Origin of the sequence: Cohnella faecalis, assembly GCF_003570905.1 — a bacterium.
Lineage (GTDB): Bacteria > Bacillota > Bacilli > Paenibacillales > Paenibacillaceae > Cohnella > Cohnella faecalis.
In genome coordinates, this window is sequence record NZ_QXJM01000063.1 from 80,225 (window position 1) to 98,336 (window position 18,112).

General features: G+C 55.2%; 12 protein-coding genes and 1 pseudogene. 10 read left to right on the forward strand and 3 right to left on the reverse strand.

Annotated elements, in window-relative coordinates; translation table 11 throughout:
- Positions 1–5: 5 nt before the first annotated feature.
- Positions 6–560: a hypothetical protein gene (locus D3H35_RS29895; RefSeq protein WP_119152695.1), complete on the reverse strand. Its 555-nt coding sequence runs from the start codon at positions 558–560 to the stop codon at positions 6–8.
- A gap of 129 nt (positions 561–689) precedes the next feature.
- Positions 690–2,305: pseudogene (locus D3H35_RS29900) on the reverse strand (nitrite/sulfite reductase).
- 298 nt (positions 2,306–2,603) lie between these two features.
- Between D3H35_RS29900 and D3H35_RS29905 the strand changes: the two are divergent.
- The 4 genes from D3H35_RS29905 to D3H35_RS29920 all read left to right on the forward strand — a co-directional run bounded on the left by D3H35_RS29905 (position 2,604) and on the right by D3H35_RS29920 (position 8,787).
- A complete protein-coding gene (locus D3H35_RS29905) occupies positions 2,604–2,813 on the forward strand; it encodes a hypothetical protein (protein WP_119152696.1) in 210 nt (69 codons plus the stop codon).
- A gap of 235 nt (positions 2,814–3,048) precedes the next feature.
- Positions 3,049–4,167, forward strand: a complete 1,119-nt coding sequence (locus D3H35_RS29910; RefSeq protein WP_119152731.1) for a S1C family serine protease — start codon at positions 3,049–3,051, stop codon at positions 4,165–4,167.
- A gap of 31 nt (positions 4,168–4,198) precedes the next feature.
- A complete protein-coding gene (locus D3H35_RS29915) occupies positions 4,199–6,115 on the forward strand; it encodes a copper amine oxidase N-terminal domain-containing protein (protein WP_119152697.1) in 1,917 nt (638 codons plus the stop codon).
- A gap of 152 nt (positions 6,116–6,267) precedes the next feature.
- Positions 6,268–8,787, forward strand: a complete 2,520-nt coding sequence (locus D3H35_RS29920; protein WP_199728652.1) for a U32 family peptidase — start codon at positions 6,268–6,270, stop codon at positions 8,785–8,787.
- 136 nt (positions 8,788–8,923) lie between these two features.
- On the opposite strand, the gene D3H35_RS29925 is transcribed toward D3H35_RS29920, so the two are convergent.
- Positions 8,924–9,928, reverse strand: coding sequence for a CAP domain-containing protein (locus D3H35_RS29925; protein ID WP_119152698.1), 1,005 nt, complete (start codon positions 9,926–9,928; stop codon positions 8,924–8,926).
- A gap of 280 nt (positions 9,929–10,208) precedes the next feature.
- On the opposite strand from D3H35_RS29925, the gene D3H35_RS29930 reads away from it, so the two are divergent.
- The 6 genes from D3H35_RS29930 to D3H35_RS29955 all read left to right on the forward strand — a co-directional run bounded on the left by D3H35_RS29930 (position 10,209) and on the right by D3H35_RS29955 (position 18,030).
- Positions 10,209–11,567 (forward strand): UDP-glucose dehydrogenase family protein, encoded by a 1,359-nt coding sequence (locus D3H35_RS29930; protein ID WP_158594376.1) that lies wholly within the window; start codon positions 10,209–10,211, stop codon positions 11,565–11,567.
- 15 nt (positions 11,568–11,582) lie between these two features.
- Positions 11,583–12,461, forward strand: a complete 879-nt coding sequence (gene galU, locus D3H35_RS29935) for a UTP--glucose-1-phosphate uridylyltransferase GalU (protein ID WP_119152700.1) — start codon at positions 11,583–11,585, stop codon at positions 12,459–12,461.
- A gap of 129 nt (positions 12,462–12,590) precedes the next feature.
- Positions 12,591–13,283 (forward strand): heptaprenylglyceryl phosphate synthase, encoded by a 693-nt coding sequence (gene pcrB, locus D3H35_RS29940; RefSeq protein ID WP_119152701.1) that lies wholly within the window; start codon positions 12,591–12,593, stop codon positions 13,281–13,283.
- A 20-nt stretch (positions 13,284–13,303) separates the two neighbouring features.
- The gene (pcrA, locus tag D3H35_RS29945) at positions 13,304–15,664 is read left to right on the forward strand and encodes a DNA helicase PcrA (RefSeq protein WP_119152702.1); all 2,361 of its coding nucleotides are present in this window, start codon (positions 13,304–13,306) and stop codon (positions 15,662–15,664) included.
- A gap of 291 nt (positions 15,665–15,955) precedes the next feature.
- Positions 15,956–17,383 carry a DHA2 family efflux MFS transporter permease subunit gene (locus D3H35_RS29950; RefSeq protein WP_378124876.1) on the forward strand — a complete coding sequence of 476 codons (1,428 nt, stop codon included), beginning with the start codon at positions 15,956–15,958 and terminating at the stop codon, positions 17,381–17,383.
- Positions 17,380–18,030 carry a TetR/AcrR family transcriptional regulator gene (locus tag D3H35_RS29955; protein WP_119152704.1) on the forward strand — a complete coding sequence of 217 codons (651 nt, stop codon included), beginning with the start codon at positions 17,380–17,382 and terminating at the stop codon, positions 18,028–18,030. The genes D3H35_RS29950 and D3H35_RS29955 overlap by 4 nt, the downstream gene beginning before the upstream one ends.
- Positions 18,031–18,112 lie beyond the last annotated feature (82 nt).

Consider the following 18,112-nt stretch of genomic DNA (forward strand, 5'->3'; position numbering starts at 1 on the left):
GCGGCTCACTCCGTTTTCGGCGCGGGAGCAGCGGGAAGCAATTCGGTTAGCTGCTTTTGCAGCTTCACGATGTTCCGCTGATCCTCGAGAATGTCTTTTTTGCGCTCGACAATCGTTTGCAAATCGCTCTTGGCCGCATCCCATTGCTTGGCCGCGGTATGCTGATGGAATTGTTCCCAGGCTGCCCGCTTTTGATCCCTTTTTTCGCGAATGGTCTGGCTGGACGCTTTAAGCTTCTCGATAAGCGTCTTCGCCTTGCCGAACACCTTTTTTCGTTGCTCTTGGGTCAACGAATGGTTGGCGGCCTTGATCTGCTCGCGCTGCTCGTGAATTTGGCGATAGACGTCCTTCTGCTCGTCCCGCAGCTTGTCCAATTGCGATTTAAGCGCTTGAAGGTCGGCTGGATAGCTGCTCCAATCGAGCGCTTGATCCGCCTTCTCGTGCCGATGCCCATTGTCGTGGGAATGCCCGTGCTCATGTGCCGGACCGGCGGCCGCGACGGCCGGAACGGAGAAGGCGAGCGTCGCTGCTCCCAGCAAGGCGATCCATTTCGATTTCATGAATGGTGTTCCTCCCAGATGTTGGATTCCCACCTAGTATGCGCCCGGGGAACGGGTTCCATTCCTCGGAGCGGAAATGAAAAAGCCGTCCCCCCGGGAAGCGAGGGGACGGCTTAAGAATTTAGCGCTTTAGGAAGCCGCCAAAATTTCGGTTAGCTTCGATTGCATCGTTTCGGTGCCTACGCGCTGGACGAAATCGTGGAACGATTCTTCGGCGCTGACTCGCGTTTCCTTGTAGTAGTTGATCAACTGCGCAAGGACGAGCTGAACCTCTTCGCCTTTGACGCGGCCCTTCAGCGCGGTGTTATATTTGGCGCCGGGTCCGAGCGTGCCGCCGACGGCGATATCGAACGCGTCGATCATGCCGTCCGGAGTCTTGATCAGCGAGCCTTGCAGACCGATATCGGCGACGCTCTTCTGGCCGCAGCCGTTCGGGCATCCGATGAAATGGATGCGAACCGGCTCTTCCAATTGAACGTTCTCATCGAGGTACTTGGCGACGCGGCGGGCGCGCTCCTTCGTCTCGACGATGGCAAGATTGCAGAACTCGTTGCCCGTGCAGGATACGGTACGGCTCATGAACCGCTTCGGATCCGGAGTAAGGCGCTGCAGGACAGGCTCCTTCAGTAGATCTTCGAGCTTGTCATCGGGAACGCCTGTCAGAATCAGGTTTTGCGAAATCGTCGTCCGGATCTTGCCGTCGCCGTATTTGTCGGCAAGGTCGGCGAGCGCGTCGAATTCGTCGCTGTTCGTCCGGCCAACCGGAACGCTAAGGCCGACATAGTTGAGGCCGGCTTGCTTCTGCGGATGAACGCCGTCGAAGTAAGAGCCGTTCCAACCGACCGTGCGATCGTCGCCGAGCGATTCCATCGGTCCGATCAGCTCGATCAGCTTCTCCTGGAATTTCTCTACGCCCAATCGGCGACCAAATACTTGAGACGGGCGACGTGGCGTTTTTCGCGGAAGCCGTGATCGCGGAACAGCGTCGTTACTCCGATAGCGACCTTCAGCACTTCCTCCGGACGGATGAACATGTCCATCTGACGGGCCAGGTGAGGCTTGGCGGACAATCCTCCGCCGACCATGGCGTGGAAGCCGACGACCTCTTCGCCGTTCAATACTTTCGTAGCCGGCGTGAAGGACAGGCATTGAATTTCCGCGTTGCAGTTGTTATAGATATTGGCGGAAATGGACATTTTATATTTCCGAGGCAGGTTGGAGAAGTCACGGTTGTCCAGGAAGAACCGTTCCAGCTCGTCGACCAGCGCGGTCGTGTCCATCAGCTCGTCCGGGTCGATTCCCGCAAGCGGGTTGCCGACGATCGTACGAGGGCAGTCGCCGCAAGCTTCCGTCGCGGACATGCCGACAGCGTCCAGACGATCGAAAATGTCAGGAAACTGCTCGATCTCGAGCCAGTGCCATTGAATCGCTTGGCGAGTCGTTACGTCGATCAGCTCGCGCCCGTAGTCGCGGCCGAGAGCCGCAAGCTCGCGAGTCTGGTTGCTCGTCAGGATGCCGCCCGGAATCCGAACGCGCATCATGAAGTGGCCGTTGTTCGGCTTCTGTTGGTAGACGCCCGCCCATTTGAACAGGTTGAAATCTTCCGCCGGAATCGACGCGAAGCCTTCTTTGGAATAGATTTCGCGAATGTCCCGGATAATGTCGAGACCGTCTTTTTCTATTTTGTAAAATTCGAATTTGTTGAGCTTGGCCGGATCGTTCATCCATACCGCTTCATAAGCCATCGTTGCGACTCCCCTTACCGGAATCCGCCGCACTCAGGCGTACAAATTCCGATTGATTTGGTGTGAAAAATATCGACTTGATCGTACCATATTTCACTTCGCGTCTCAACCGAATTAGGCGATCTTCGTCCCATAAAACTTACTGATACGACATGCAATCTCGCCTTATAGTTCGACGCGCCGAAACGGGACTGTGACAAACTTGTTACGGCGGCAACTTCGGACTTGCAAGCCGGTCTCCCAGAAGATAACATAGATGAAGATGGGTATCGTATGACAGAAAAAGGAGGTCCCCCTCATGTTCCTCGCTGGTAACGCGGCGGAAGAGGCTGCTAGCACGTTTACGAACTTCGACATTTTCATGGTCATTTTCACGGTTCTGATCGTTGTCGCGCTAGTTCGCTTGCTTCTGCAAAGACCGCGCAAAAACATATTCGCCATCGGCTTCACCACGGTCTCCCTTTTGGTGTTCCTCATCGCGGATTGGAAAATGCTAAGCGGCTGGTAATCGAATAAGGGAGTTTGCGAAGCGGGTTGAGGAGCGAATAGCTCCTTGGCCCGCTTTTTCCGTTGTCACTTAGAAAGGATTATTAGTTTTTCGATCTATTTGCCAAAGGCGTTATTGCTCGAAAAAAGTGGAATAATGCACGAGTTACATATTCTCTCAATTAGGATCATATGGTAAATTAGTAGAGTTACCCATTGAAATAAATCCCAGATTGGAGAGACGCCCTTTGTTCAGCATGAATCGTCTCAAGGCGATCGCAGCACTTCTTCTTGCCACAGTCATCGTAACGGGAACCTCGGCCGCAGCCGCATCTAACGACAACGGTTCGGTAAAGTTGGACGCGAAGCTTATCAACGGCGAGGTTTATGTAAAAGCATCATCGGTAGTCGCCCAGCTAGGCGGTTCGGGCACCTACGATGCAACGTCCAAGAAGTACACATACACGATGGGGTCAATCGTGCCGGACGTTATCAAACGAGTATCGCCCTCGGTAGTGGCCATTATCGGCAAGCCGGACGACGCGAATGCGGGCAATCGTTATTCGCTCGCGCACGGCACCGGCGTTATCGTCAAGAAAGACGGCTGGATTTTGACCAACGCTCACGTCGTTAAAGATATGAAGAGCATCGTAGTCGTCACCTCGGACGGGCAGGAGCTAACAGGAACCCGCAAGCAGATGGACGTAACCAGCGATCTTGCTCTTGTCAAAGTCTCTGCGACCAATTTGAAGCCGGCAACCTTCGCGGCCTCCCCGCTCAAAGTGCAAGCGGGAGAAACGGTGATCGCGATCGGTACTCCCGTGTCGTTCGCCTTGCGAAATACGGCGACGGTCGGAGTCATTAGCGGCATGAACCGCTCGGTGTCGTCGGACTACAATTTGCTGCAGACCGATGCGGCAATCAACCCCGGCAACAGCGGAGGTCCGCTCGTGAACCTGAAAGGAGAAATCGTAGGCATCAACTCGATGAAGTTCGTCGACGTCGATATCGACAGCATGGGATTCGCCATACCGGCTGACACCGTCCAGTACGTGTTAAATCACTTCTACAAGTACGGCAAGGTAAAGAGGGCTTCTCTAGGATTGGAGCTCGAGGAAAGCTGGTCGGCCATCGTCGGGCTGCCGACCGACGAGCCGATGACCGTCACCGCGATTTCTTCACCGGGTGCGGAAAAGGCGGGCATCCGCGTTGGAGACGAGCTTTATGCGGTAGGCGGCAAACAAGTATCGACGATCGTCGAGCTGAATGAACTGCTCAAGTCGTACTTGCCGGATCAGAAGGTGTCGATCACGCTGCTTTCCGACGGCGATCTCGTTACCCGGCAGTTGACGCTGTCGGCCAGCTTGGCCCAATAACTTATATATCTTCTAAGGAGCAATCACGTTTATGAAATCCAAACTCACAGCTATCGCACTTGTATTCGCGCTTATTTTTACGTTTGCATTGCCCGCCCAGGCCGCTGCGGCGCTTGATATCAAGCTCAAGATAGGCAGTGACCAAATGACCGTTAACGGCAAAGCTTCGAAAATAACGGCCCCATACAAAACGGGTTCGACGGTCATGGTTCCGCTGGCTGTCGTTACGAAAGCGATCGGCGCGAAGCTGACGCTCAAAAACACCAAGACGATCACGTTAACCTATCAAAAGCACACCGTAGTAGTCACGATTGGCAGCAAAGCCGCTACATTCGACGGCAAGAAGGTCGATCTGGCCGTCGCTCCCGTGAACAAAAGCAACGTAACGATGGTTCCGACAAAAGTAATCGAAGGGCTCGGAGCCAAAGTGACGATTAATGCGAGCACCAAGGAAGTTCGCATTACCGTTGCGGCTACTCCTGCAACGACGACAGGTGGAGGCACCGGAGGAGGCACGACGGGTTCGACTATTAATACCGATGCGGGCAAATCTAAGGTCGGAGACAGCTATTACGGCTGGTCGATTAACTACCCTACAGGGCTAGTTCTAGACTATCAATCCGAAGACGGGGACGCGATCGAGTTCCGAGACGTCAAGAAAGAATATTATTTGGGCGTGTTCGTAATGGAAGAGCTTGATGCGTTGACAGTCGAAGAGAAGCGTCAGACGCTCTATGGGTACTTCGATAAAGGCGAATCATTAGTCGACAAGCAGACAGTAAAAGCTGCAGCTCAAACCTATGAGAAAATCACTTCCAAAAACAAGGAAGGCTTCTACTTCGAATATCGCGGTATTCAGGCAAACGGGCGAATGTACGTGATCATATTCGGCAAAAAAACGGCGAATGCCTCCGAACTTAGCCGCTACACGAATGTGCTCGACAGCTTCAAAACAACGTTCGACGCCTCGGATCGCACATTGAAAAACTTGACTAAAATCATCGCGGGCTACAAAGCGTTCAAAAACGCAGATTATGGGTTATCCGTAGTGCTTCCGAAAGAGTGGACGGCCAACACGGAAGATTATGTGTACCCGATGTACCAGTCGAAGAATAGATTTTTGTCGGTGGAAGCAACTTCGCTAGTCGAGGGCGATACGCTAGACGCCTGGGTGAAAAGGGAAGTAGAGCGATTCCACAATAAGTACGTTGAAGCTTACCGCAAGGATTCGGAGCCGACCGCGATTACTTGGAACGGCATTCAAGCAAAGCTATACAAGACGTCTTTTTCGAACGACACAACCAACTGGGCAAGCAATTATTCGATTTACGCGGTTCAAGGCAATTACAGGTACGAGATAACTTACGCCTTCATCGACGGGCAACAGGCCGATTCCGAAAGTCTTTTCGCGGACATACTCCGCACGTTGAAGGTAGATTTCAATTTCATCGCCCAGAATTTCGGCACGATTACGGATGACTCCGATCTGGCCGATGTTAATGCAACCGTTACGAAAACGAGCAGGAAGTATGGTTATTCCATCACGTTGCCCGAGCAATGGTATGGCGTAAAAAAGGACTTTGAAAAAGAAGAGGTTCTTTACTTACTCGACGGCGGCAATTTTTCCATTTACGTCGTTGAGGACGTTTCGGATTTTAGCAATTTCAGTTGGGCCATTGACGAGGAATACCGCAAGATGGTCGCCGAAGAAAAAAATATGAAGGTCGTGGAGAGTGTGACGATTATGATCGCAGGTGCGCCTGCTAAAAAAATCGTACTAGAAAACTCGGGAACAGATAAGGAAAATCCAAGCCGGAGCATCGCCTATTTCATTTGGAAAAACGGAAAAGTGTATGTTGCTGAAGGCAGCTATTATGTAGCTAATGGAACCGAATTTATTACGAAACAACTGGAAACGGCTACGAATTCATTCACGTTCACCAATTGACCTGTATGGTGAAAGATCTTACTGCCCGCAAGAGGGAGAATCTCCCTCGGCGGGCGGTTTTTCTTTGTTTGGCCCCCGTCCGCCGGGTTTGGTATACTAAGGGGTGACGATGCCGCGATAGAATCGGCATGCTGGAGGATGGAACGACGATGATGATAGATAAGAGCGCCTTGCGGCGTGAAGATATTGAACTGCTTGCTCCCGCAGGAGACTGGGAATGCTTGCGCGCAGCCGTGGCGAACGGGGCCGATGCCGTCTTTTTCGGGGTCGAGAAATTCAACGCTCGCGCCCGCGCCCATAATTTTCAGACGGGCGAGCTGCCGGAAATGATGAAATTCCTTCACCGCTATGGGGTGAAGGGCTTCTTGACGTTTAATATTCTCGTGTTCGAGGACGAGCTTCCGGACGCTAAGAAGCTGATCGAGGCATGCATCGACGCCGGAGTCGACGCCGTCATCGTACAGGATCTCGGCTTGGTGAAGATGATTCGCGAGATTTCGCCCGACTTCCCGATTCACGGCTCCACGCAAATGACGATTACTTCGCCGGAGGCCGTCGAATTCACGAAGCCGTTCGGGCTGGAGCGCGTCGTTCTCGGCCGGGAGAACAATCTCAAGCAGATCCGCCAAATCGGAGAGCAGGCGAAGCTGCCTATGGAAGTGTTCGTACACGGGGCTCTCTGCGTATCTTATTCCGGTCAATGCTTAACGTCGGAAATGTGGGGCGGCCGCTCGGCGAATCGCGGGGAGTGCGCGCAAGCGTGCCGTCTGCCTTACGATCTGATGGTGGACGGCGTTCATCAGCCGATGGGGGATATCGCTTATTTGCTGTCGCCGAAGGACTTGGCTGCGATCGATATTGTGCCGGAGCTGATCGAAGCGGGAGTCGCCTCCTTCAAGATCGAAGGCCGTCTGAAGAGCCCTGAATACGTCGCGAACGTCGTCGGCAAATATCGGCGCGAGATCGACAAGTACTTCGCGGGCGATGAATCCGAACCGTCGGAGCAAGAAATCCGCGAGCTGCAGCAGAGCTTCTCGCGAGGCTTCACCCACGGCTTTCTGGACGGAACGAACAACAAGCTGCTCGTGGAAGGGACGTTCCCGAAAAGCCGGGGAGTCTACCTTGGGCGCGTGGAGAAGGTGTTGCGCGACGCGGTCGTTTGCCGGATCGAAGCGCCTTTGAAGCGGGGAGACGGCATCGTGTTCGACGCTGGCGATCCGACGAAGAAGGAAGAGGGCGGACGGGTGTACGACGTGCGCCGCTCCGGCGTTAAGCTGGAAGGCGAAGCGCCTCAGGGCGATCTTATCGAGATCGTGCCGGGCCGCAATGACGTGGATTTGAGCCGCGTGCGCGAAGGGAATCGGATCTGGAAGACGAGCGACCCGGCGCTGGACCGTCGGCTGCGCAGCACGTTCGAGACGGAGAAGCCTTACCGAACGTTCCCGACGGCGGTATCCGTCTTCGGTCAGGAAGGCTCGCCGCTTCGGACGATTTGGACCGATCTGTCGCGCGGAACGACGGTGGCCGTCGAGTCGGAGATGCCTCTGGAGCGCGCGGAGAAGCGCCCGCTTGGGCATGAGATTCTGAGCGAGCAGCTCGGTCGCCTGGGAGGAACGCTTCTCCACTTGGAGAAGCTGGAAGTATCGCTGAAGGGCGATGTTATCGTACCGAAGAGCGAGCTGAACCGGATCCGACGCGAAGCGGCCGAGCAGCTTGAGCTGCTTCGCGAAGCGCCGCCAAAGTATGTGAAGCGTGAACTGGCGGACGTATACGCGGATTCGCCGGCAGAGGCCGAAACCGTTAACGGCAAGGACGTCCGGTTAACCGCGCTGTGCCGGACGCTGGAGCAAGTGAAAGCAGCCGTGAAGACGGATGTTGCGATGATCTACGCCGATTTCGAATTCATCAAGCAGTTTCCCGATGCCATCGCCGTTTGCCGCGAAGCGGGCAAGCCGATCGCGCTGGCGACTCCGCGCATTCATATGCCCGGAGAGAACGGGTACCACCGGAACATTCTGAACTTGAAGCCCGACGCGGTGCTCGTCCGCAATACGGGCGCTCTCTATTATTATTTGCGGGAGCGGATGGCCAAGCCGGATGCCGAGCATCCGCTGCTGATCGGGGATTTCTCGCTTAACGTGGCTAACCATAAGACGGTAAGCCTGTTCCGCGAAGCGGGTGTAGACGTGGTGACGCCCTCTTACGATTTGAATATTCAGCAGATGGTCGATCTTCTGAGGCGTGCGGATACGTCGCATCTTGAGGTCGTCATCCACCAGCATATGCCGATGTTCCATACCGAGCATTGCGTCTATTGCACGTTCATGAGCGAAGGGACGAATTACACAAATTGCGGCCGCCCATGCGAGGAGAAACGCGCTTCCTTGCAGGACCGCATCGGGATGTCGCATCCGGTTCGCGTCGACGAAGGCTGCCGCAACACGGTGTACAACGCTATCGAGCAGTCCGGAGCGGAGTACGCGACGACGTTCCTAGAGCTTGGCGTCAGCTCGTACCGGATCGAATTTTTGGAAGAGAACGCCGACAAAGTGCGCGAGGTAATCGGCTTGTACCGCGCGGCGTTCGAAGGCCGGATCAGCGGAACGGAAGTATGGCGCAAGCTGAAAGCAATCAATCAGCTTGGCGTAACGCGAGGGCAGCTCGTGAGATAAGATAACGCAGAAGGGGCGCTCTCAACAGGCGCTCCCCAACCGCAACAAAAGCACCTCCTTCTCCACATTACCGGTGGAAAACGGAGGTGCTTTTGTTTATAGGACGAAGTAAAATTCAGAAGCCCAAATCGACCGTTTATTTAAGCGGAGTGAAGAAATTTTGCGTGTAGTAAATGCCGTACTCGCCGCCGAAGGCGACGCCTGCGCCAAATTTGGCGATGGCCGAGAGCAAATTTTTGCGATGACCGGCCGAGTTCATCCACGATTCGTGGGCGAATATCGCATTGTCCTGTCCGGCCGCGATATTCTCCGCCGCAAGACGGTAAGCGATGCCTTGCTTTTCCATCCGGTCGAACGGGCTTTTGCCGTCGGGATTCTCATGATCGAAAAACTTGCGGGCCGCCATATCCGCGCTGTGAAGCCGAGCCGTCTTGGCGGCAGTATCGTCCCACTTGAACGGAGCGAGTTCCATTCGCACGCGGACGGAGTTGGCCAGATCGAACAGCTCGCGTTCGTACGCCGCTTGCAGCTTGGCGTTTTTGACTGTCGCCGTGGCGGTTGTGGCCGTTTTCTTATCCATGACTAGCATAGAGGTTACCGTGTTCTTGGCGTGAATGTCGTAGAATAGCGTAACGATTCCCGTGCCTACCGTGTAACGGCCAAGCTCCTTGCCATCGTTGAGCTTCCAAGTCGTATTGCCGATCTTTAACGTCGTTAGAGGCTTGCCGAGCTTTGCCTCGGCATCTTTTCGCGTCGTTCCGATGGCGATCCCGGCATTCGATTTAACTCCGGCGGCGTTGCTGTAGGCGGCAACGACCCGGCCGGCCGCTACGCCTATTTGCGCATATTGCTTGTAGTCTTTGTTATAGACGAACCAGGTAAACCCATATTCGCTCGGGTCTTTGCGGTTAGGCTCGCCCAGCTTCTGTATTAACGTTTTTTCCGTTGTGCCGATCGTAATGCCTCGGATGGGGAACAACTTTTCGGTGAGCGGCTTGGTCGTGCTGTCGGCTGCGGCGGCAAGCACCTTGTAGGTTGACGTCGGATAGGGGGCAGCGAAGCCTAAGAGAAACGTTGCGGCCAGCGTAAGCAAGCCCCATTTGCCGATGCGCATGGTTATTCGGGACAAAGAACGTTGCATATGAAAGCCCTCCCCGTTGGTAGCCGTGCGAAGACGCACTTCTCTATTATATCGGCAGAACTTGCGGAATCCTTCATTCAAGGCTCCATTTTTATTGAAGTATGATTGCCGGTCCGATTTCGCCCTGCTTGGAAAACCGACAAGAGGATATTTTTTCAAGAGGGGCAAGCTTTCGCAAAATTAACAATGCGCTGACGCAAACCGCATAATGCCCTTTCATAGCCATGCTACACTCCTTGCATTCAATCGATATCCGAAGAAACCAGGGAGGAATGCGTTTATGAAAATAGCGGTTATCGGAACCGGCGTCGTCGGTCTGACGACGGGAGCCGGGTTCGCGGATTTGGGGCATTCGGTGCTATGCGTGGATATCGATGCTGCGAAAATCGCGCAACTGTCCAAGGGGCTCGTCCCCTATTACGAACCGGGGCTTCAAGAGCTTGTCACTCGCAATTTGGATGCGGGACGTCTGCAGTTCGGGGGCGCACCGTCGCATGCGCTGCGGGATGCGGAGCTGTTGTTTGTGGCCGTAGGAACACCGACGGACGATCACGGCGAGATGAGCTTAGCCTCGCTATGGTCTGTCATCGACCGGTTGGAGCCATGGACGGGCGATTCGGTCAAAATGATCGCGATCAAAAGCACCGTTCCCGTAGGTACGGCTGATCGGGTGGAAGCGCGTCTGCGCAGTCGTCTGCCGGAGGAGTGCCTTGTAGACGTCGCCTCCGTTCCCGAATTCATGCGCGAAGGGAGCGCGGTCCGCGACTTCTTCGATCCTTCCCGCATCGTTATCGGTGTCGCTTCTCCGGAGACCGGCGCTCGCCTGGAGCTGTTGCATCGGCGACTTCCGGGCGGGATCATCGTCACGGATCGCCGCAGCTCCGAACTGGCCAAGCTGGCGTCCAACGCCTTCCTCGCCGTCAAAATCTCATATGCCAACGAGATGGCGGCGCTCGCCGAGCAGACGGGGGCCGATTATCCGTCCGTCGCCAAGATTATGGGGCACGACCCCCGAATCGGTCCCTTGTTCCTGAATGCCGGCCTCGGCTTCGGCGGGTCCTGCCTGCCGAAGGATACCCGTGCGCTCGTTCGTCTCGCGGACGAGGCGGGAGCACCGCAGACGCTTGTCGCGGCAGCCGTAAGAGCGAACGTCATGCTGCCGCTCCGGACGGTTCGCAAGCTGGAAGCCGCCTTGTCGGATCCGGGAAGACGGAAGGTGGCCTTGCTTGGGCTGGCTTTCAAGCCGGGCACCGACGACATGCGCGAAGCTCCTTCGTTGCGGCTGGCGGCGGAATTGCTCCGTCGTAACCCGGGGGTACGCCTGACCGCGTACGATCCGGCAGCCGGAGAAGCCGCGCGCAAGCTTCTTCCCGGCGCGGTCAAAATATGCGCGACGGCGGAAGAAGCTTTGACGGGAGCCGATGCGGCGATTATCGTGACCGAGTGGAGGGAATTTCGTCTATTTCAGGCGGAAGACTTTAAGAAATGGATGAATCGTCCTATAATTATAGATGGAAGAAACTCTCTCGATTCGGAAGCGCTTAATGCGCAAGGAGTCGTCTGTATCGGCGCTGGGCGTCTTCCGGCTATTCCGGTCGAGCAAATTCGTCTGCCGGGGGAGCTACTACCGAAGAGCTAGAGAGGATGCCTGCATTTGAGAATTCGTAAAGCGATCATACCCGCGGCGGGGCTCGGAACCCGATTTCTTCCCGCCACCAAAGCGATGCCGAAGGAAATGCTTCCTATCATCGATAAGCCCGGCATTCAATATATCGTAGAGGAAGCCGTATCCTCCGGGATCGAAGATATCCTCATCGTGACGGGCAAAGGCAAACGGGCGATCGAGGACCATTTTGACAGCTATTACGAATTGGAACAGAATCTGCTGCAGAAGGGCAAGCTTGATCTCTTGTCCGAGGTTCAGAAAGCTTCCGATTTGACGGATATCCACTACATTCGCCAAAAAGAGCCGCGAGGACTCGGCCACGCTATCTGGTGCGCCCGCAAGTTCATCGGCAACGAGCCGTTCGCCGTATTGCTCGGCGACGACATTGTGCAATCCGAGGTCCCCTGCCTCAAGCAAATGATGGATGTTTTCGATACGACCCAAAGCTCCGTTCTGGCCGTCAAGCAAGTGCCGAACGCCGAAGTTTCCCGGTACGGCATCGTCGATCCCGATCCGGCCGGAGGCGACGGCAACCGGCTCATCAAGGTGCGGGGCGTCGTCGAGAAGCCTTCGCCCGAGAAGGCTCCGTCGAATACCGCCATTATCGGCCGCTATATTTTGACTCCCGCCATTTTCGACTTGCTGGAGACGCAAGATACCGGAGCGGGCGGAGAAATTCAATTGACCGACGCCATCTATCGCCTGCTGCGCCAAGAGTCGGTGTACGCCTATAATTTCGAAGGCAACCGTTACGACACGGGAGAGAAGCTCGGCTATCTGAAAACGATCATCGATTTCGCTCTCGAGCGGCCGGATTTGAAGGAAGAAGTGAGAGCTTACCTCAGCGAGAAGCTCGGCGGACGATAAGCAGATTTTATTGCCGGAACTCCCTTAGGCAAAGGGGGTTCCGGCTTTCTCTATTTCATCCGGTTTCTTCAAATTGACAGCTATACGGGGAACGCATAGACTTAGGTTAAACAACCGTTGGAGGAACACATGATCCCCTCTTTTTACAAGCATTGGAGGCACGTATTCAAGCTCGACCCCGATCGGGAGATCGATGACGCCTCGTTGGACAGAATTTGCATGTCCGGCACCGACGCGATTCTCGTTGGAGGCTCCAGCGGAGTAACATACGAAAATACGGTCGACCTGCTGGCTCGTATTAGACGCTACGAGGTCGATTGCGCGTTCGAGCTGTCCGATCCGGCGTGCGGCGTGCCCGGGTTTGACGGCTATTTCGTGCCGATGGTGCTGAATACGCCGCTTCGGGAGTGGATGATCGGGCACCATGTGAATGCCCTCAAGGACTTCGGTCATCTGCTGCCTTGGGAGTCGGTCGTCGGGCAAGCCTATCTGGTGCTTAATCCCGATTCGACGGTTGCGAGAGTAACGGAGGCGGAGACGGACATCGATTCCGACACCGCGCTCGCATACAGTCATGTTGCCGATCGTCTGCTGAACGTACCGGTCTTATATATCGAATACAGCGGAACGTTCGGCGATATGGAGCTCGTTCGGAAAATTCGCGGCGGCTTGCGGCAAGCGCATCTGTTCTACGGCGGCGGTATCGACGATCCGGATAAAGCGCGGCTGGCGGCTCAAACGGCGGACACCGTCGTCGTCGGCAATGTCGTCTATCGCGATCTCGAAGCGGCGCTTGCAACGGTTAGCGCGGTTAAGAATTAACGGAGCAAAGGAGTAAATCGATGTTTTTTGAACCGGTTCACCAGTCGGGGGCTGTCGATATCGACAAAGCCATTTCCAAGCTGAATCCACGCCAAAAGCAAGCGGCCGAGTCGGTCCAAGGGCCGCTGCTCATTATGGCGGGAGCCGGCAGCGGCAAGACTCGCGTGCTGACGCATCGCATCGCCTATATGATTGCGAAGCGGATGGCGGCGCCTTGGAGCATTCTGGCGATTACCTTTACAAATAAAGCGGCGCGGGAAATGCGCGAGCGGGTCGAGAAGCTCGTCGGCCCTTCGGCGAGCGATATTTGGGTCAGTACTTTCCACTCTATGTGCGTGCGTATTCTTCGCAAGGACATCGAGAGGATCGGCTACGGCTCCAACTTCACCATCCTCGATTCGACCGACCAACTGTCCGTCATTCGCAATGTCATGAAGGATCAGAATATCGACACGAAGAAGATCGAGCCCAAGTCCGTTCAGGCGGCGATCAGCGGGGCGAAGAACGAATTGCTGTCGCCCGAAATCTACGAGCAGCGTCAGGGAGATTACTTCCAGTCGATCGTGGCCCGCGTCTATACGCAATATCAGAAGCGGCTCAAGAGCAACAACGCGCTCGATTTTGACGATATTATTATGCTTTCCATCCGGCTGTTCAAAGAAGTTCCGGAAGTGCTCGACTATTACCAGAACAAATTCCGGTTCATCCACGTCGACGAGTACCAGGATACGAACCGCGCTCAATATATGCTCTGCCGGATGCTGGCCGACAAGCATCATAATATATGCGTCGTCGGCGACAGCGACCAGTCCATCTATCGTTGGCGCGGCGCGGACATTACGAACATCCTGAATTTCGAGAAGGATTACCCGGAAGCGAAGACCGTCCTTCTGGAACAGAATTACCGCTCCACCTCGAACATTCTCGAAGCCGCCAACGCGGTCATCAAGAACAATCTCGGCCGCAAAGCGAAAAATCTGTGGACCGATCAGACCGGCGGAGACAAAATCGTCGTCTATCAAGGCGATTCCGAGCATGAGGAAGGCTACTTCGTCGCCGGGGAGATTCGCAAAAACCGGGCGAACGGGCGCAAGTTCGGCGATCACGCCATTCTGTACCGCACGAACGCCCAGTCCCGGGTCGTCGAGGAAATTTTGATCAAGTCCGAAATACCGTATCAGATCGTCGGAGGCATCAAGTTCTACGACCGCAAAGAGATCAAGGACATTCTAGGCTACTTGAGGCTGATCTCCAATCCGGATGACGATATCAGCTTGAACCGGATCGTTAACGTTCCAAAGCGAGGCATCGGCGATACAACGATGGCGCGCGTACAGGAACAGGCGGGGCAGTGGGGCATCTCGATGTACCGCGCGTTGACCGAGAGCTTGCACGAGCTCGACATTCAGGCGCGCGCCAAGGCGGCGCTTGGAGAATTCCGCGATCAGGTGGCGAGCTTGACAGCTATGGTCGACTACCTTTCGGTTACCGAATTGACGGAAAAAATGCTGGAGATGACGGGCTACCGAATCGAGCTGCAGCGCGAAAAAACGTTGGAGTCCCAGTCCCGGCTCGAAAATATTGACGAGTTCCTGTCCGTTACGCAAGAGTTCGAGAAGCGCAACGATGACAAGTCGCTCGTTTCGTTTTTGACGGACTTGGCCTTGATCGCGGACATCGATTCGATGAACAGCGCCGAAGAGGAAGACGGCGGAGACGCGGTCGTACTCATGACGATGCACAGTGCCAAAGGACTGGAATTTCCCGTTGTGTTCATCGTCGGCATGGAGGAAGGCGTCTTCCCGAGCAGCAGGGCGTTCATGGACAACGAGGAGCTGGAGGAAGAACGGCGCCTCGCCTATGTAGGAATTACGCGCGCGGAGAAGAAGCTGTACCTTTCTTGCGCGAGAATGCGTCTATTGTACGGCAGAACCAGCAGCAATGCTCCTTCGCGGTTTCTTGGGGAAATACCGGAGCAATTGAAGGAATCGAACGGCAATATGAGCGGGCGTTCCGGCTCGTTTGGCGGCTTCGCGAGCCGTGTTGGCGGAAGCGGCGGTACAAGCGGCACGGTCGGAGGCTTCGGCTCGAGAGGGACGACCGGAGGCTTCGGCGCACGCCCGAGCGCATCGGGATCGGGCATGGCACCGGCACCGGCCGCCCGCGCGTCGGTCACCCAGACGCCGGCCGTCAAACCGGCCGGCTCCGGAGAAGGGCTGACCGTCGCGGCTGGAGACAAGGTTCAGCATGCCAAGTGGGGCATCGGCACCGTTGTCGCGGTGAAGGGAACCGGCAATGACATGGAGCTTCAAATCGCGTTTCCCGCCCCTATCGGCGTGAAACGTCTTCTTGCCGCTTTCGCACCCGTCACGAAAGTCTGACTTCATAGATTGGATAGGAAGGTTGAGCGAAGGCCATTCACGCCTGCGCTCAGCCTTCTTTTATTTTGGACGAAATGACATGCGTAAAGCTTTGACAGCCTAGCAGAGTCAATGGTATATTATACATCTTGCCGGACAATTGTCCGGCCCTATTTACGCTTGGGTGGACAATTGTCCAAGAGTGTATAGCAACGCTTAGCGATGCTGACAATAGGAGAATAGAAGATAGTTATCGAGGAGGGTATTATTTTGAATGCAGCAGGTGCAGAAACATCCGCTTCATCCCGGGATTTGAGCGGAATTAAGAGAGGGCCGATTGTCGCGGCGCTCATTATCGGAGCGTTCGTGTCTATTTTGAATGAGACGCTATTGAATATCGCGTTTCCCGATCTTATGACGCAATTCGGCATTTCGGCCGCCAAGGTCCAGTGGCTGGCGACCTCGTACATGCTCGTCATCGGCATTCTAGTACCGATAACGGCATTGCTGCAGCAATGGTTTACGACGAGGCAAATGTTCTTGGGAGCGATGACGCTCTTCTTGGCCGGAACGGTTATCTGTTCGGTAGCTCCCTCGTTCGAGGTGCTGCTGGTCGGCAGGGTTGTGCAAGCATTGGGAACGGGGCTTATGCTTCCCGTGCTGATGAATACCATATTGGCGATCTTTCCCCCGGAAAACCGCGGCGGAGCCATGGGGATGATCGGGCTTGTCATCATGTTCGCACCGGCGATCGGACCGACGTTGTCGGGACTGATTATCGACTGGCAGGATTGGCGCTGGCTGTTCTATCTGATTATTCCATTGACGGTGTTTTCTATTCTGTTCGCGGCGGCTTTTCTGAAAAATGTGTCCGATTTGACGCGTCCGAAGGTCGACATTTTGTCTATTCTGCTGTCGACCATCGGTTTCGGAGGACTCGTGTACGGCTTCAGCAAGGCGGGAGAAGCGTCTTGGTCTGCTCCGGAAGTATTTTGGTGCCTGATTGCGGGCGGAGTCGGGCTGCTGCTGTTCATACTGAGACAGTTGGTTGTAAAGCAGCCGATGCTGGATTTGCGCGCGTTCAAGTACCCGATGTTCTCCCTTGTGACGGTGCTTATGCTCGTTCTCATGATGAGCTTGTTCTCCACAATGATTTTGCTTCCGTTGTTCCTTCAGAACGCGCTGCTTATGACGGCGCTCGCGGCGGGCCTTACGCTCATGCCGGGCGGGGTCGTGAACGGTATTATGGCGCCGATCTCCGGCAAATTGTTCGATAAATTCGGTCCCCGGGTGCTGGTCATCCCCGGTCTTGCACTCGTGTGCGCAGCGACGTGGCTGTTCACTCAAATATCCGCATCCACGACGTCGGGCTACATCATTTTCGTCCATATCGTCTTGCTGATCGGAATTTCTTTGGTCATGATGCCGGCGCAGACAACGGGCTTGAACCAATTGCCGCGTCATCTGTATCCGCATGGAACCGCGATCATGAACACGCTGCAGCAAGTGGCCGGCGCTCTTGGTACGGCCTTGTTCGTCAGCATCATGTCGTCCGGTTCAAAAAGCTATCTGAAGACGTCCGAGAATCCGACTGCGCCTGCCGAGCTGGTCAACGGCTTGGTTGCCGGAATGAAAGACGCGTTCTATATCGGGTTGTGGATCTCTCTTATCGCGCTTGTGATCGGCCTCTTCATCAAACGCGCCAAGGCTCCGCAAGATGAGGTCAAACAAGCATCATGACCGAATCCGATTTGACGAGCAATTTCCCGCAGCAATCGGGCTTGCCCGGCGAAAAACGGACAGACGAGCTGGGCATGCGGATTTTGAAAGCCGCTCAGACGATGTTCGTCCGGGACGGAGTCGACGCCGTCAGCATGCACAAAGTGGCGAAGACGGTAGGGATCGGACAAGGCACACTGTATCGAAGGTACCCGAACAAAGGCAGCCTATGCATGTCTTTGATGCAAACGAAGTTCGACTGTTTCGCGGAGGCTATTAACGAGTATCTTCGGGATGCCGCTAATGCAACTGTTTTCGAGCGGCTGTCAAGGGTCGTCTCGTCGTTGATCCGGTTTTCCGAGAACGATTTGGATTGGCTGAAAGCGATTCTGCAATCGGGTACGTTGAAAGATGCCAAAGCCAATATATTCGAGTCGCCTCCGTTCCTGTTCATCCGGGATACGGTGCAGCGTCTGCTCGAGGAGGCCGCCGCCAAGCGGGAGCTTGTCCCGCTTGATCCGGCGTTTGCCTCTGTGCTCATTACCTCCTCGATGACGCCGGAATTGATGTTCTATTTGTTCGATTCGGGCTATACGCCGGAGCGGATCGCGGAGCGTTACGTGGAGACCTTTTTGGCTCCTTTGTTCGCTGGTGCAGGCAGGATTTAATAGGATCGAGTATGGAAGCCGCCCGGGAAACCGGAGCGGCTTCTTGGCATCTGAAATCGCCTTCGCCGCTCCGTTTGACACT

Excerpts from the sequence above, each read along its gene's own strand:
- D3H35_RS29925 (WP_119152698.1), bottom strand. The coding sequence starts at position 9,928 with ATGCAACGTTCTTTGTCCCGAATAACCATGCGCATCGGCAAATGGGGC.
- pcrA (WP_119152702.1), top strand. The coding sequence starts at position 13,304 with ATGTTTTTTGAACCGGTTCACCAGTCGGGGGCTGTCGATATCGACAAA.
- D3H35_RS29910 (WP_119152731.1), top strand. The coding sequence starts at position 3,049 with ATGAATCGTCTCAAGGCGATCGCAGCACTTCTTCTTGCCACAGTCATC.
- D3H35_RS29955 (WP_119152704.1), top strand. The coding sequence starts at position 17,380 with ATGACCGAATCCGATTTGACGAGCAATTTCCCGCAGCAATCGGGCTTG.
- D3H35_RS29905 (WP_119152696.1), top strand. The coding sequence starts at position 2,604 with ATGTTCCTCGCTGGTAACGCGGCGGAAGAGGCTGCTAGCACGTTTACG.
- D3H35_RS29915 (WP_119152697.1), top strand. The coding sequence starts at position 4,199 with ATGAAATCCAAACTCACAGCTATCGCACTTGTATTCGCGCTTATTTTT.
- D3H35_RS29930 (WP_158594376.1), top strand. The coding sequence starts at position 10,209 with ATGAAAATAGCGGTTATCGGAACCGGCGTCGTCGGTCTGACGACGGGA.
- pcrB (WP_119152701.1), top strand. The coding sequence starts at position 12,591 with ATGATCCCCTCTTTTTACAAGCATTGGAGGCACGTATTCAAGCTCGAC.
- D3H35_RS29895 (WP_119152695.1), bottom strand. The coding sequence starts at position 560 with ATGAAATCGAAATGGATCGCCTTGCTGGGAGCAGCGACGCTCGCCTTC.
- D3H35_RS29920 (WP_199728652.1), top strand. The coding sequence starts at position 6,268 with ATGATAGATAAGAGCGCCTTGCGGCGTGAAGATATTGAACTGCTTGCT.